Source organism: Streptomyces sp. NPDC104307, from assembly GCF_055584045.1.
Map to the genome: position 1 here is coordinate 115,519 of NZ_JBVJMU010000015.1, position 14,567 is coordinate 130,085.

The window sequence follows — 14,567 nt, forward strand, 5'->3', positions numbered from 1 at the left end:
TTCCAGCCCTTCGAAGGGACCGTGTGTCCCTTCGGTGCCATGCCTTGAACGAGGTACCAGTGCCCTGAACGAGGAGGACCGGACGACGTGAGCCAGTACGTCTCTCGGCTCGGCAGCAGCCGCGTCGCACCGCGTCTCAGGTTCCCCGCGGGTCTCTCCGGCTCCTTCCCGGGCGGCCACCGCAAGCCCCGCCGGATCGCGATGCTCTCCGTGCACACCTCCCCGCTGCACCAGCCGGGGACGGGTGACGCGGGCGGCATGAACGTCTACATCGTGGAGCTGGCGGAGCGCCTCGCCGCGATCAACATCGAGGTCGAGATCTTCACCCGCTCCACCACCGGCGCGCTGCCGCCCTCGGTCGAGCTGTCGCCCGGTGTGCTGGTCCGCCACGTCGACGCGGGGCCCTACGAGGGCCTGGCCAAGGAGGAGCTGCCCGCCCAGCTCTGCGCCTTCACGCACGGTGTGATGCAGGCGTGGGCCGGTCAGCGCCCCGGCTACTACGACCTGGTGCACTCCCACTACTGGCTCTCCGGCCATGTCGGCTGGCTCGCCGCCCAGCGCTGGGGCGTCCCGCTCGTCCACGCCATGCACACCATGGCGAAGGTCAAGAACGCGTCGCTCGCAGAGGGCGACACCCCCGAGCCCGCCGCCCGGGTCATCGGTGAGACGCAGATCGTCAGCGCGGCCGACCGGCTGATCGCGAACACCGCGGAGGAGGCGGACCAGCTCGTCCGCTTCTACGAGGCCGCCCCAGAGGCGGTCGCCGTCGTGCACCCCGGCGTGAACCTGGATCGCTTCCGCCCGGCCGACGGGCGGGCCGCGGCACGGGCCCGTCTTGGGCTGCCGCAGGACGCCCTGGTCCCGCTCTTCGCGGGCCGCATCCAGCCACTGAAGGCCCCGGACGTGCTGCTGCGCGCGATCGCGGTCCTGCTCGACCGCGACCCCTCGCTGCGCTCGCGCATCGTCGTACCGGTCGTCGGCGGCCCCAGCGGCAGCGGGCTCGCCAAGCCGGAGGGGCTCCAGAAGCTCGCGGCCCGGCTCGGCATCGCGGACGTCGTACGGTTCCAGCCGCCGGTCGGGCAGGACCAGCTCGCCGACTGGTTCCGGGCCGCGTCCGTGCTGGTCATGCCCTCGTACAGCGAGTCCTTCGGCCTGGTCGCCATCGAGGCCCAGGCAGCCGGCACCCCGGTGGTCGCGGCGGCCGTGGGCGGGCTGCCGGTGGCGGTACGGGACGGGGTGAGCGGCTTCCTGATCCCCGGCCACGACCCGGCGGCCTACGCGGAGGCGCTGGCGCGCTTCGCGGACGCGCCGGAGCTGGTCACCCGGATGGGCTCCGCGGCAGCGGAGCACGCCCAGCGGTTCGGCTGGGACACGGCTGCGGCGGCGACGGCGGACGTGTACACGGAGGCGATGCAGGACCACCGCCGACGGGTGCGCTCGCGCTACGTGTGAGGCGCGGGCGCCCCTGAGAGGCGCACGCGTTCGAACCGCTCATCCGATCCGACGTACGCTCGGACCATGGCTGATGCACCCGAGGAAGCAGCGGCGGCGACGAACCAGGCCGGGCAGGCCGGGCAGGCCGGGCAGGTGGCGCAGGTCATCGAGGCGACGCTCGACGACGCCGGGCTCGACTGGGAGAGTCCGGCCCCCGGCAGCTACGTCGTCCAGCTGCCCGGCACCCGCAAGCTCTCCACCACCTGCTCGCTGCTCGTCGGCAAGCACTCGCTGTCCCTCAACGCCTTCGTCATCCGGCACCCCGACGAGAACGAACCGGCGGTCCACCGCTGGCTGCTGGAGCGCAACCTCCGCCTGTTCGGCGTGAGTTACGCCGTCGACTCGCTCGGGGACGTCTACCTCGTCGGCAAGCTGCCGCTCTCGGTGGTCACGGCAGAGGAGCTGGACCGGCTGCTGGGCGTGGTCCTGGAGGCCGCCGACGGCGCCTTCAACCCCCTCCTGGAACTCGGTTTCGCGAGCGCGATCCGCAAGGAGTACGAATGGCGGGTGTCGCGCGGAGAGTCCACCCGGAACCTGGACGCGTTCACACATCTGACTCAGCGCCCCAGCAGCTGACGCGCGCCAACTGAGCCAAGTCACGCCTCAATTCCCCGACGCACGACTCTTTCGCCGCGCCGGGGCCTCGTGGCATGCTCACCGCCGACGCAGACATGAACGTCGTTCACATCCATGAAAGGCGGATCGGGCTCATGGCGACCAGGGCGAACACGGGGAACATCAGCAGGCGGGGACTGCTCGGCAGCGCGGTGGCCGTCGCGGCGGCAGCGGCCACCGGCGCGGCCGGCAGCGGAACGGCGTTCGCGGCGCCAAGCGACGGCACCGCAACCGGCACCGCAACCGGCACCGCCGCCCGCACCGCGACCCGTGCGGGCGGCGGCAGACCGCAGAACACCCCGCTCTGGCGGGAGTTCGCACGGGCGCCCCTCACCCACCCGCAGATCCCGTTCATCGGCCGGTCCGGCTACCGGGGCGGCTCTGACCTGCCCCGCCGCTCCGGGCACGGCTTCACCGCCAACGTCCTGCACTACGGCGCCAGGCCCGACAACTCCACCGACGCCGCCCCCGCGATCAACCGTGCCATCGCCGCTGCCGGGAGGCGCGGCGGTGGCACGGTACTCATCCCCGAAGGCACCTACCGCATCGACGACATCATCCGCATCGGCCACAGCGACGTCGTCGTGCGCGGCGCGGGCAGCGGCCGTACCAAGCTGTACGCGACCCGCAGCCTCACCGAGCTGATCGGTGTCTACGGCAGCCGGTACGGCGGCGACAAGTCCAGCTGGTCCTGGGCGGGCGGTCTCATCTGGCTCTGCCCAGAAAGCCGTTGGACGTCCCTGACCGACGCGATCAAGGCGAAGGACTGGCCCTTCGAGGGCTGGACCGGCAACAAGCGCGACGAGTGGCGCACCCTGACCACCGTCGCCCCCGCCCGCCTCGGCGACCGTACGATCACCGTCGACGACACCCGGAAGCTGAAGCGCGGCGCACTCGTCCTGCTCCGCCTCGCCGACGACTCCGCGCACACCCTCCTGGAGCACATGGCGGGCGGCGGGCCCGGCCCGGAGGCGTACTACTGGGACGACAAGACGAAGCTGACCTCGTACGTCCCCTACGAATGGCCCGTCCGCGTCACCGCCGTGCACGGCCGCAGGGTCACCCTGGAACGCCCCCTCCCGCTCGACATCCGCCCCGAGTGGGACCCCCGCCTGACCACCCTCGCCACCCCGCTCACCGGCTCCGGCGTCGAGGGGCTGACGCTCGAAGCGGTCGAGACCCCGCAGTCGCAGCACCTGCTCGACAAGGGCTACAACGGCGTCGCGTTCCAGTGCGCGTACGACTGCTGGGCCGACGACATCACCGTCCGCCACGTCGACAACGGCTTCGGCCTCATCGGCGCCTCCGCCTGCACCCTGCGGCGTACGAGGGTCGCGGGGCGCGGCTCGCACCACCCGTACTACTGCCGCGAGGGCTCGCACGACAACCTGATCGAGGACTTCACCATCGAGCAGCGCACCGTTCCGGCGCCCGCCGGGACCCAGCTGCACGGCATCAACGTCGAGGGCCTGTCCAGCTACAACGTCTGGTCGCGCGGTGTGATGGAGATGGGCACGTTCGATTCGCACCGGGGGATGCCGTTCGCGAACGTCCGCACCGACATCACGGTGAACAACAACGGGCAGCACGGCGGCGACGCGAGCGCCGGACCGCTGTTCGGCGCCCGCTTCACGCACTGGAACATCAGGGTGACCAACGGCCGGGCCGGTCTGATGCGCATCGACGGCCTCGCCCCCTACAGCGCGAGCGTCGGGATCAGCGAGGTGACGGAGTTCGGCCAGATCGACGTCCCCGACTTCACCGGTGACCTGCACACCCTCCTGGAGGCGTACGGCACCCCGGAAGCTGTCCGCCCGCAGAACCTGCACGACGCCCAACGGGCCCTGGGCCGCTGACGGAAGGGGTCGGCGCCGGAGCGGCCTACCGGTCAGCCCCGCAGCGCCGACTCCACCTCACCCAGGGCCGCTTCCAGCCGGGGCGCCACTTCCCGCCACGTCCAGGCCAGCCGCTCCCCGTCCGCCTTCCGGGGCACCGTCTCCACCAGCATGATCAGGTAGAGGTACGAGCGGTAGAGCGCGAGGCGCAGCCGCAGCGAACCGTCGAACCGCACCGGCCCGCCCGGCGCCGACTCCCCGTACCCGGACAGGAGTTCCTTGTCCTCCTCGATGTTCCCGAAGAGGGCGAGCGAGACGAAGTCGGCGGCCGGATCGCCCCAGAACATCCGCTCCCCGTCGATGATCCCGCCGATCCGCCGCGCCCCCGGCTCCCCTGACACCAGGATGTTGCCCTGCCACAGGTCGAAGTGGACCAGGGCGGGACGCGTGACGTCGTCCAGTACGTACGAGGCGGCGGCGAGCACCCTGCGGATGTCCGGGACCGTACGCGGCAGCCTCGCCGCGTAGGTCAGCGCGTCGTCCAGCACGGCGTCGGTCATCGTGGTGAACGCCTGCCGCCACGTCGGCGCCAACGGGGCGAGCGCGGCCGACGGGTAGCCGAATCCGCCGGGCGCCGGGGCGGTGTGCAGCCTGCCGACGAACCGCCCGAGCTCCGCGCGCAACCGCTGCTCCTCGCCGTCGGCCATCGCCCCGGTGAGCTCGTGCCAGGGCTGCCCGGGGCACGCGGTCATGATCACGTACGCGCCCCCGGGGGCGGTGGCGTCGAGCCCGCCGCGGACGACGCGGGGGACCGGGGTCTCCTCGGGGAGGGCGGCCGCCGCGTTGTAGAAGGTGACCTCGTTGACCAGCAGGTCGCGCTCGTAACCGAGGTGCGCCCCGGCCTTCACGGGCGGCGGCGTCTTCACCACCCACTCCCGGCCGTCGGTGAGCCGGACCCGGGTGACGGTGTTGTAGGTGCCGCCGGTGAGCGGTTCGCACGAGGCGATCAGCTCCGGCGGCACCCCCGCGGAACCAAGTACGGCGGAAAGGGCGGAATCGATCGGCATCAGCGGACCCCCTTCGGGTGGTCACCCGGGTACGTGTCGCGGCCGGCCGGGGCGAAGACCCAGCTCAGAGCGTGCTCGGGGTGATCACGACGTAGTCACGATCAGGGGCCATGCCCGGCCTGACGGATTGCCAAACCACAGCGGACTCATAGAGTTGGCGCACCCCCACGATCTCCCCACGGCCGCGCCGAACCCGGCGACGGCTGCCTTCGTGCGGGCGAAACGACTTGATACAGAAGGATGGGCCATGCGACCCACTGCCATACGCCGTACCGCTGTTGCCGCCACCGTGATGTCCCTGGCCCTGCTCACTGCGGCCTGCGGTTCGGACGCGACGGACAAGGACGGCGGCGACAAGGACAAGGCGGACGGAGCCTCCTCGGCCAAGCCCGCCGCCGCGAAGGCGCTGACCGCCGCCGAGCTGGAGAAGGTCTCGCTCGCCCAGGGCGACGTCAAGGGCCACAAGGTCTCCAAGGCCGGCCCCCAGGACGCCGTTTCCGCCGATGACGTCAACGTGGACAAGGCCGCCTGCGAAGTCTTCGGCGACGCCCTGATGGGCGCCAAGTCCGGTTCCCCCGCCGCGTCCACCCAGCGCAAGGTGATCAGCGAGCCGAAGAAGGGCGCCGACCAGGACAGTGACGACCTCGACGAGGCGTTCAAGGCGGCCTTCGACATCACGACGACGCTCACCACGCTCTCCACCTACGAGGGCAAGGGCGCGGAGGAGTCCCTGGCCAACCTGCGGACGGCGGCGACCGGGTGCGCGTCCGGCTTCACGCTGACGGCGGGCGGGACCAAGCAGAAGATCGTCAAGCTCGCGGAGGAGCAGCTCAAGGGCGGCGAGGACGCCGTCGGCTGGACGGTGACCATCGAGTCGGAGGGTGAGAGCACGACGATGAAGCTCGTGCAGGTCCGGCAGGGCGCCACGGTGGCCTCGTTCACCGCGCTCAACCTGGGCGCGGCCGCCTCCGGCGACGGCTTCGAGATGCCGACCGCCGTGATCGACGCCCAGGTCGCCAAGCTGGCCTGACAGCCGGTCAGAGCCGGTTCCGGCGCCCGACCGTCCTCGGTCAGGGCAGCGGGACGAGCCACCTCTGGTCGGGGCAGCGGGACGAGCCGCACCACGGTCGGGGCAGCGGGACGAGCCGTCCACGGTCAGGGCAGCGGGACGAGCCGCACCACGGTGACGGTCAGCACCGAACCGGAGACGTAATAGAGCACGATCGCCCCGGCGACGGTGGCCTCCCGGCGATCGTGCTCCTCCTTGACGGCGGACGACCCGTGCCCGTACGGCTCGCGCCCCAGGGAACGTGCCATCTGGTCCCGGAAGGTCTCGCCGTCCCGCATCTTGGCCAGGGTGTCATCGGCAGGTGGCGCATAGGAGATCCGGAAGCTCAAGCGACGTTCCGCCTCTCGGCCTCGTCCCGCGCCAGCCGGTCCAGAATCCGCTCGGCCTCCGGATCGGGCACGGCCTCCAGCATCCAGTGCCGCATCACGGCCTGGATCTCATGCACCCCGGCCCCGTTGATGGCACCGTCGAACTCCTCGCGTCTCGCCTCGGGCAGGGCGGCGCGGATGGCCGGAATGCTGTTGGGCACCTCGACCTCGGCACCCCCGACAAAGGTCTTCAGGGGCTCACCCATAGCCGCTCTCCCGATCTCCCCGCATGCGCCACAGGGTACGACGAGGGGTACGAGGCGTCACCTCCGCCTCCGCCCGCTCCACCAGCGCGACTTGGGGACGGGCGGCCCTATCGGCGGCCCTCGCGGCGGCCGGCGGCCCGGCGTACGAAAGAGCTCCCACCGCGCGGACGAGCCGCGGATGGGAGCCTCTTCGGTACGGGAGCCGCTTCGGCTCCGCCGGTTACTTCTTCTTGCCCTGGTTCTTCACGGCCTCGATGGCGGCCTTCGCCGCGTCCGGGTCGAGGTACGTGCCGCCCGGCTTCAAGGGGCGGAAGTCCGCGTCCAGTTCGTAGGCGAGCGGGATGCCGGTCGGGATGTTCAGGCCCGCGATGTCGGCGTCGGAGACGCCGTCGAGGTGCTTGACCAGGGCGCGGAGGCTGTTGCCGTGCGCGGCGACCAGGACCGTGCGGCCGGCCAGGAGGTCCGGGACGATGCCGTCGTACCAGTACGGGAGCATGCGGACGACGACGTCCTTGAGGCACTCGGTGCGCGGGCGCAGCTCCGGCGGGATCGTCGCGTAGCGGGGGTCGCCGCTCTGCGAGTACTCGGCGCCGTCCGCGAGCTCCGGGGGCGGGGTGTCGTAGGAGCGGCGCCAGAGCATGAACTGCTCCTCGCCGAACTCGGCGAGGGTCTGGGCCTTGTCCTTGCCCTGGAGGGCGCCGTAGTGGCGCTCGTTCAGCCGCCAGGAGCGGTGCACGGGGATCCAGTGGCGGTCTGCGGCCTCCAGCGAGAGCTGGGCGGTGCGGATCGCGCGCTTCTGGAGCGAGGTGTGCACGACGTCGGGAAGCAGGCCGGCCTCCGTCAGCAGCTCACCGCCGCGGACCGCCTCCTTCTCGCCCTTCTGGGTCAGGTTGACGTCCACCCAACCGGTGAACTGATTTGTCGCGTTCCATTCACTCTCGCCGTGGCGGAGGAGGATCAGCTTGTACGGTGCGTCGGCCATGCGTCCGAGCGTAATCGAACCCGCGCGGGCCGCGCGCGCCCGGCCACGGAGCGGACAGCCGGACGGACGGGGGACGGACGAGGGGAGCCGGGGCGGCTTCGATTGACGGCAGGCGTCAATTCAGTAGCAGGGCGCGATCCGGGGTTCGTAGTGTTCGGCTCGGTGGCGGCCCGGGGACTGACGGGTCTCCTGCCGCCGTCGAGCCGAATCCTTACGTCCTTGGGGGAGCCCGCATGTCTGTCGCCGCGCTCAGGCGGGCCACCCGCGACACCGTCTCAGGGCTCCCCAGGGAGTTCTGGTGGCTGTGGACCAGCACCCTGGTCAACCGGCTCGGGGCGTTCGTCGCCACGTTCATGGCCCTGTACCTGACCCTGGACCGGGGCTACTCGGCCTCGTACGCCGGGCTGGTCGCCGCCCTGCACGGGCTCGGCGGGGTCGTCTCCTCGCTCGGGGCCGGGGTGATGGCCGACCGGTTCGGGCGGCGGCCCACGATGCTGGTCGCGCAGGTCTCGACGGCCGTCTCGGTGGCCGTGCTCGGCTTCATGGTCCATCCGGTGGCCATCGCCGGTGTCGCCTTCTTCGTCGGGATGTCGAGTAACGCCTCGCGGCCCGCCGTTCAGGCGATGATCGCCGACATCGTCCCGGCGAAGGACCGGGTCCGGGCCTTCTCGCTCAACTACTGGGCGATCAACCTGGGCTTCGCGGTCTCCTCGGCCGGCGCCGGGTTCATCGCGGAGTACAGCTACCTCGCCGGCTTCGTCGGTGAGGCCCTGATGACCCTGTTCTGTGCCGTCGTCGTTTTCATGAAGGTGCCGGAGTCCCGCCCGGAGAAGGCCGCCGCGCGCCCCGGGACCGGTGGCGCACCTGGCGGCCGGGACACCGACGACGTGCGGCTCGGCACCGTGCTGCGCGACGGGCGGTTCATGGGGGTCGTCGGGCTGTCCTTCGTCATCGCCCTGATCTTCCAGCAGGGGTACGTGGGCCTGCCGGTGGCCATGGGGACGGACGGGTTCAGCAGCTCCGACTTCGGTACCGCCGTCGCCGTCAACGGCGTGCTCATCGTGGTGCTCCAGATCCCCGTCACCCGGTTCATCCAGGGCCGCGACCCGCGCCGGCTGCTCATCGTGTCTTCGCTGCTGGCGGGGTACGGATTCGGGCTGACCGCTTTCGCCGGGTCGGTCGCCGTGTACGCGCTGACGATCTGCGTGTGGACGGTCGCCGAGATCGTCAACGCGCCCGTGCAGAACGGACTGGTCGTCCAGCTCTCCCCGGCCCACGGGCGGGGCCGCTACCAGGGCATGTACACGCTCTCCTGGGCCGCCGCCGCGCTGGTCGCCCCGCTGCTGTCCGGGCTGGTCATCGACCATTTCGGGGCCGGGTGGCTCTGGGGGATGTGCGCGGTACTGGGCACGGCCGCGGCCCTCGGGTACCGGCTGCTGATGCGGAACCTGCCGCAGGCGGGCGTGACGGTCGTGACCGTGGAGAGCGGGCAGGGCAGCACCGCTCCCGGGCTGATCGCTCCCGAGCTCATTGCTTCCGAGCCTGCCGCTCCCGGGCTCATCGCTTCCGAGCTCATCGCTCCCGAGCCCGCCGCTCCCGAGCCCACCGCCGAGCGGGCCCTCTGACCCGGACGGCCGAACAGCGGTGGGCGCCCCGCTCCGGGGCGCCCACCGCTGTTCCGCGTCCGTCAGCCCGAGCAGCCGCCGCACTGGCACGGCGCTCCGGACTGGCATCCGCACCCGCAGCCCGAGCCGCATCCGCAGGCACCGAGGACGGCCCCCTGAGCGACGTCGGCGGATGTCTCCTGCTGGGGTTCGGTCGTGGGGGAATCGGCCATGGTTCCTCCTCAAGGCGTACGACAGGGCCGTACGCCCGCACGGGGCCCACGACCGGGGCGTACGGACAAGTCGTGCCGCCCCACCCCATTGCATGCCCACCCGGGCAGGCGCATCAACGGCGCACACGCGCAGGAACGCATGTGCGAGAAAACGCGCCGTCGTACGCCCGTCGCTTCCCGCTACGCGCCCTCGACCGGCGCCGCCTGCTGGATCTCGTCCGCGTGCTCACCCGTCACCAGGTAGACCACGCGCTTGGCGACGGACACGGCATGGTCCGCGAACCGCTCGTAGTAGCGGCCCAGCAGCGTCACGTCGACGGCCGTCTCGATGCCGTGCTTCCAGCGGTCGTCCATCAGGTGCTGGAACAGCGTGCGGTGCAGCAGGTCCATCTCGTCGTCGTCCTGCTCCAGCTGGAGCGCCAGGTCGACGTCCTTGGTGATGATCACCTCGGCGGCCTTGGCCATCAGGCGCTGCGCCAGCTGCCCCATCTCCAGGATGGTGGCGTGCAGGTCGTGCGGCACCGCCGACTGCGGGAAGCGCAGCCGGGCCAGCTTGGCGACGTGCTGGGCGAGGTCGCCCGAGCGCTCCAGGTCCGCGCTCATCCGGAGCGAGGTCACCACGATCCGCAGGTCCGTGGCCACCGGCTGCTGGCGGGCCAGCAGCGCGATGGCCCTGGCCTCCAGGTCGTGCTGGAGGTCGTCGACCTTCTGGTCCGCGGCGATCACCGTCTCCGCGAGCTTGAGATCGGCATCGAGCATGGACGTCGTCGCCCGGCCGATCGCCGACCCGACGAGCCTGGCCATCTCGACCAGCCCCTCGCCGATCGAGTCGAGTTCCTCGTGGTACGCGTCACGCATGGGAAGTCCCTCTCCAGTCCTGAACCGAGGTCGGGGCCTGCTCTGAACCCCACGCTGCCACCGTGACGGCCGTACGCGTCGGGATCCGACCGGCCAAGTGAACCGGTGCTTGCTCCTCGGTGAACTCTGGGCGACGAGTGTTCGAGTAGGCACTCGGATGGCTGGGAGAGTGTCCGCCGGGCCGCATAACCTGGACACATGGACGTGAACGCGGCGGTCGCCGCAGCTGCAGCGATCGCCGGGCTGTGTACCGGTGTGATCGCGATGCTGGCGTTCCGCTGGAGCGAGCGCGACCAGAAGAAGCCGACGCGTACCTCCATGCGGCCCGACAGCAATACCCCCCTGCCCCCCGGGGTCGACACGGTCCTGTCCGTGCTGAGCTCCTCCGCCGTCGTGCTCGACGAGAGCGACAGCGTGGTCAAGGCCAGCTCCGCCGCGTACGCGCTGGGGCTGGTCAGGGGCGGACGGCTGGCCGTCGAACCGATGCTGAACATGGCCAGGGACACCCGCCGCGACGGCGAGATACGCCAGGTCGAACTGGACCTCCCCAGGCGGGGCACCGGCCGGGGCGAGGCCCTCGCGGTCTCCGCCCGGGTCGCCCCGCTCGGCTCCCGGCTGGTGCTGCTGCTGGTCGAGGACCTCACGGAGGCCCGCCGCATCGAGGCGGTCCGGCGCGACTTCGTCGCCAACGTCAGCCACGAGCTCAAGACCCCGACCGGAGCGCTCTCGCTGCTCTCCGAGGCCGTCATGGACGCCTCCGACGACCCGGAGGCGGTGGAGCGGTTCGCGGGCCGGATGCAGATAGAGGCGACCCGGCTCACCAACCTCGTACAGGAGCTCATCGACCTCTCCCGGGTGCAGAACGACGACCCGCTGGAGGACGCCGAACCGGTCCGGGTGGACGAACTGGTGGCGGAGGCCATCGACCGCTGCCGGCAGCAGGCCGGCTCCAAGCAGATCACCATGGCCGCCGGCGGCACCGCCGAGCTCCGCATCTGGGGCAACCGGGGCCAGCTCGCCGCCGCTCTCGGCAACCTCGTCGAGAACGCCGTCAACTACAGCCCCGCCCGCACCCGCGTCGGCATCGCCGTCCGCCGGGTGGCCATGTCCGGCGGGGACGAGATCGAGATAGCCGTGACCGACCAGGGCTTCGGCATCTCGGAGAAGGACCGCGAGCGGGTCTTCGAACGCTTCTACCGCGTCGACCCGGCCCGCTCACGGGCCACCGGTGGCACCGGCCTCGGCCTGGCCATCGTCAAGCACGTGGCCGCCTCGCACGGCGGGGAGGTCACCGTCTGGAGCTCGGAGGGACAGGGCTCCACCTTCACCCTGCGGCTGCCCGAAGCGGGCGCCGTCAGGGAACGGGACCGCACATCAGGCGGACCGCTCATCGTCAACGGCGACGAGGGGCCCCACCCGGCCGCCGCCCCCGACACTCTTGATTCATTTCCTGCCCCGGAGGCTCTTCCGTGACCCGAGTGCTTGTCGTCGAGGATGAGGAATCCTTCAGCGACGTCCTGTCCTACATGCTCCGTAAGGAAGGCTTCGAGGTCGCCATCGCGGCCACGGGTCCCGACGGCCTGGACGAGTTCGAGCGCAACGGCGCCGACCTCGTGCTGCTCGACCTGATGCTGCCCGGACTGCCCGGCACCGAGGTCTGCCGGCAGCTGCGCAGCAAGTCCAACGTCCCCGTGATCATGGTCACGGCCAAGGACAGCGAGATCGACAAGGTCGTCGGCCTGGAGATAGGAGCCGACGACTATGTGACCAAGCCCTTCTCCTCGCGTGAGCTCGTCGCCCGCATCCGCGCGGTGCTGCGCCGTCGCGGGGAGCCGGAGGAGGTCACTCCGGCCGCGCTGGAGGCCGGTCCGGTCCGGATGGACGTGGACCGGCACGTCGTCACCGTCTCCGGCGGCAAGGTCGACCTCCCGCTCAAGGAGTTCGACCTGCTGGAGATGCTGCTGCGCAACGCCGGGCGGGTGCTGACCCGGATGCAGCTGATCGACCGGGTCTGGGGCGCCGACTACGTGGGCGACACCAAGACGCTCGACGTCCACGTCAAGCGGCTGCGCGCCAAGATCGAGCCCGACCCGGGCGCGCCGAGGTTCCTGGTGACGGTGCGCGGCCTCGGGTACAAGTTCGAGCCGTAAACCGGCCTGCTGCCTGCTGCCCGCTGAGGGCCGGAGAGCGGTACATACGGCTGAGGCGCCTCCCGGAATGGGAGGCGCCTCAGCCGGATGGCCGTACAGCCGTATGCGCGCTCGCGCGCTGGCGTGTGCCCGCGTGTGCCCGCGTGTGCCCGCGTGTCAGGTGTTCGGCTGGGCCGAGTCGGACGCCGCGTCGGTCGGGGTGATCGTGTCCTCCGAGGAGGCGGCCCCGGAGGGGGTGCCCGAAGGGGTGCCGGACGCGGTGGAGCCCGGAGTGTCCCCCGTGGCGGAGCCGGAGGGCGACGCGTCGGACGAGGGGGACGTTGAGGCGTTCGCGTTCGGCAGTTCCGGCAGCGCGCTCGGGCCGAAGCCCTTGAAGTAGCTGGTGGCCGGGACGACGGTGGCGCCCAGCGGGATGTCGCCGGACTCGCTGAACTTGAAGACCAGGTTCTGGACGTTGCCGTTCTGCGTGGCCTCGCTGCCGTTCTCGATCACGGCGGCCGCGTTGTCCTTGCCGCCGATCACCACCCGGCCGCCGGCCGGTACGACGACCGGTCCCGTGCCCTTGGCGGCGTGCAGCTGTACGGAGGCGCTGGTGCCGGTCAGCGCGATGGCGTTGAGCGTCTCCGGCTTCGTGCCGTTGTTGAACAGCGTGGCGATCACGACAGCCGGGCCCTTGGCGCCGCGCTTCGGCTGGGTGACGACATTGGCGTTCTGGATCTTGATGGTGCCGACCGAGGTCGCGGCGTTGTCAGGCCTGACTTCGAGCGTCTGCGCGTTCTTGCCCGCACCACATGCGGAGAGCGCGGCGATCGAGAACGCGATGGCGGTGGCGGCGAGAGCGCCGTGTCGAAGGCTGCGGCTCACGGCGGGGGCAACTCCTTGAACGAGCGGACTTACGGACGGGGTCGGGCGAGTCGTGTCGAAGTCGCCCCAAGCGGTGTGACAGCGGTCAGGTTACCGAGCCGCCGTCCCCGCCCCGCACCCGACCCGCCCCCCGGACGCCCCGGGGATCGCGGGCAGGCCCGGGGCGATGATTCGCAAGCCGTCCACATAACGCGCTTGATCAATTCCGCCGGACGTTCGTCCGGCGCTTCCCGCGTGAGTTCCACCGGCCTTGACGTGCACCGGCGCATTCATTGCGGATATTCCACGCGACAACGGCGCGACAACCACGCGACATCCGGCGACGGCAGAACGTTGATCAATTTCATTGGGCGTCGGCACTTACCGCCGTACGGGTGATCGATCCTCGAACGGAGTACGGAAAGTTCACCATCCTGAACCCGGCAAAACGGGACGTTAGGTCCCTTCCGAGCAAGTTCCGACGGGTGTAACGTCCGCGTTTCTCCTCCCCCGTACAGCGCCTCCGACCTGCGAATACCCTCCCCGATGTGTCTTCCGCAGCACGTACGTGTTGCAGTTGTCAAGCCCCGAGATATGCCCTGACCTGCGAAAACGCCATTCAGGAGAAGCAGTTCTCGTGTTACTCTTGATAGCCACGGAAGGGGTACCTGTCACATGACGTTCAAGGTTGGCGACACCGTGGTCTATCCCCATCACGGGGCCGCGCTGATCGAGGCTATCGAAACTCGCCAGATCAAAGGCGTGGACAAGACCTACTTGGTGCTCAAGGTCGCTCAGGGCGACTTGACGGTGCGTGTACCGGCGGACAATGCGGAGTTCGTGGGTGTGCGTGACGTAGTCGGTCAGGAAGGGCTGGACCGGGTCTTCGAGGTGCTTCGCGCGCCGTATGCCGAAGAGCCGACGAACTGGTCCCGACGCTACAAGGCAAATCTCGAAAAGCTCGCCTCCGGCGATGTCATCAAGGTCGCGGAAGTGGTCCGTGACCTGTGGCGTCGTGAGCGTGAGCGCGGACTCTCCGCAGGTGAGAAGCGCATGCTCGCCAAGGCTCGCCAGATCCTGGTGAGTGAGCTCGCTCTCGCGGAGAACACCAACGAGGACAAGGCCGAGGCTCTGCTCGACGAGGTCCTCGCGTCCTGAAGTGCTCGTGTCTGACGTCCGAACCGGATCGCACCGGCGCGGGACGTCAGAGACGTGAATATTGTGCCGCGGTGCCCGCTGACCA

At 70.6% G+C, this 14,567-nt stretch carries 14 protein-coding genes; 8 read left to right on the forward strand and 6 right to left on the reverse strand.

Annotation, left to right across the window (positions count from 1 at the left end):
- Window positions 1-87: 87 nt before the first annotated feature.
- The 3 genes from mshA to ACZ601_RS29900 all read left to right on the forward strand — a co-directional run bounded on the left by mshA (window position 88) and on the right by ACZ601_RS29900 (window position 3,965).
- Window positions 88-1,452, forward strand: a complete 1,365-nt coding sequence (gene mshA, locus ACZ601_RS29890; protein WP_469543819.1) for a D-inositol-3-phosphate glycosyltransferase — start codon at window positions 88-90, stop codon at window positions 1,450-1,452.
- Window positions 1,453-1,518: 66 nt separating this feature from the next.
- Window positions 1,519-2,070 carry a type III secretion system chaperone family protein gene (locus ACZ601_RS29895; protein WP_469543821.1) on the forward strand — a complete coding sequence of 184 codons (552 nt, stop codon included), beginning with the start codon at window positions 1,519-1,521 and terminating at the stop codon, window positions 2,068-2,070.
- Window positions 2,071-2,204: 134 nt separating this feature from the next.
- A complete protein-coding gene (locus ACZ601_RS29900) occupies window positions 2,205-3,965 on the forward strand; it encodes a glycosyl hydrolase family 28-related protein (protein WP_469543823.1) in 1,761 nt (586 codons plus the stop codon).
- 32 nt (window positions 3,966-3,997) lie between these two features.
- On the opposite strand, the gene ACZ601_RS29905 is transcribed toward ACZ601_RS29900, so the two are convergent.
- On the reverse strand, window positions 3,998-5,011 hold the full coding sequence (locus ACZ601_RS29905; RefSeq protein WP_469543826.1) for a phosphotransferase family protein: 1,014 nt from the start codon (window positions 5,009-5,011) through the stop codon (window positions 3,998-4,000).
- 247 nt (window positions 5,012-5,258) lie between these two features.
- Between ACZ601_RS29905 and ACZ601_RS29910 the strand changes: the two genes are divergently transcribed.
- Complete coding sequence (locus ACZ601_RS29910) at window positions 5,259-6,041, forward strand: hypothetical protein (RefSeq protein ID WP_469543829.1); 783 nt, start codon at window positions 5,259-5,261, stop codon at window positions 6,039-6,041.
- Between the two features lie 125 nt (window positions 6,042-6,166).
- Here ACZ601_RS29910 and ACZ601_RS29915 read toward each other — a convergent pair whose 3' ends face one another.
- From ACZ601_RS29915 to ACZ601_RS29925, 3 genes are all read right to left on the reverse strand, one after another.
- Window positions 6,167-6,409: a hypothetical protein gene (locus ACZ601_RS29915; protein ID WP_073733033.1), complete on the reverse strand. Its 243-nt coding sequence runs from the start codon at window positions 6,407-6,409 to the stop codon at window positions 6,167-6,169.
- Window positions 6,406-6,654 carry a hypothetical protein gene (locus tag ACZ601_RS29920; RefSeq protein WP_073733032.1) on the reverse strand — a complete coding sequence of 83 codons (249 nt, stop codon included), beginning with the start codon at window positions 6,652-6,654 and terminating at the stop codon, window positions 6,406-6,408. The genes ACZ601_RS29915 and ACZ601_RS29920 overlap by 4 nt, the downstream gene beginning before the upstream one ends.
- A gap of 220 nt (window positions 6,655-6,874) precedes the next feature.
- Window positions 6,875-7,636 carry a phosphoglyceromutase gene (locus ACZ601_RS29925; protein WP_024489692.1) on the reverse strand — a complete coding sequence of 254 codons (762 nt, stop codon included), beginning with the start codon at window positions 7,634-7,636 and terminating at the stop codon, window positions 6,875-6,877.
- 233 nt (window positions 7,637-7,869) lie between these two features.
- Between ACZ601_RS29925 and ACZ601_RS29930 the strand changes: the two genes are divergently transcribed.
- Window positions 7,870-9,261 (forward strand): MDR family MFS transporter, encoded by a 1,392-nt coding sequence (locus tag ACZ601_RS29930; RefSeq protein WP_469543834.1) that lies wholly within the window; start codon window positions 7,870-7,872, stop codon window positions 9,259-9,261.
- Between the two features lie 392 nt (window positions 9,262-9,653).
- Here the strand turns inward: ACZ601_RS29930 and phoU are convergent, their stop codons facing one another.
- Window positions 9,654-10,331: a phosphate signaling complex protein PhoU gene (gene phoU, locus ACZ601_RS29935; protein WP_311304103.1), complete on the reverse strand. Its 678-nt coding sequence runs from the start codon at window positions 10,329-10,331 to the stop codon at window positions 9,654-9,656.
- 198 nt (window positions 10,332-10,529) lie between these two features.
- Here phoU and phoR point away from each other — a divergent pair, with 198 nt between their 5' ends.
- Entirely contained in the window at window positions 10,530-11,804 is a 1,275-nt protein-coding gene (phoR, locus tag ACZ601_RS29940; protein ID WP_440575482.1) for a two-component system sensor histidine kinase PhoR, read from the forward strand.
- A 5-nt stretch (window positions 11,805-11,809) separates the two neighbouring features.
- Complete coding sequence (gene phoP, locus ACZ601_RS29945; RefSeq protein WP_469544019.1) at window positions 11,810-12,481, forward strand: two-component system response regulator PhoP; 672 nt, start codon at window positions 11,810-11,812, stop codon at window positions 12,479-12,481.
- A 156-nt stretch (window positions 12,482-12,637) separates the two neighbouring features.
- Here the strand turns inward: phoP and ACZ601_RS29950 are convergent, their stop codons facing one another.
- Complete coding sequence (locus tag ACZ601_RS29950; protein ID WP_469543838.1) at window positions 12,638-13,345, reverse strand: DUF461 domain-containing protein; 708 nt, start codon at window positions 13,343-13,345, stop codon at window positions 12,638-12,640.
- Between the two features lie 654 nt (window positions 13,346-13,999).
- Between ACZ601_RS29950 and ACZ601_RS29955 the strand changes: the two genes are divergently transcribed.
- Window positions 14,000-14,482 carry a CarD family transcriptional regulator gene (locus ACZ601_RS29955; RefSeq protein ID WP_006380568.1) on the forward strand — a complete coding sequence of 161 codons (483 nt, stop codon included), beginning with the start codon at window positions 14,000-14,002 and terminating at the stop codon, window positions 14,480-14,482.
- Window positions 14,483-14,567 lie beyond the last annotated feature (85 nt).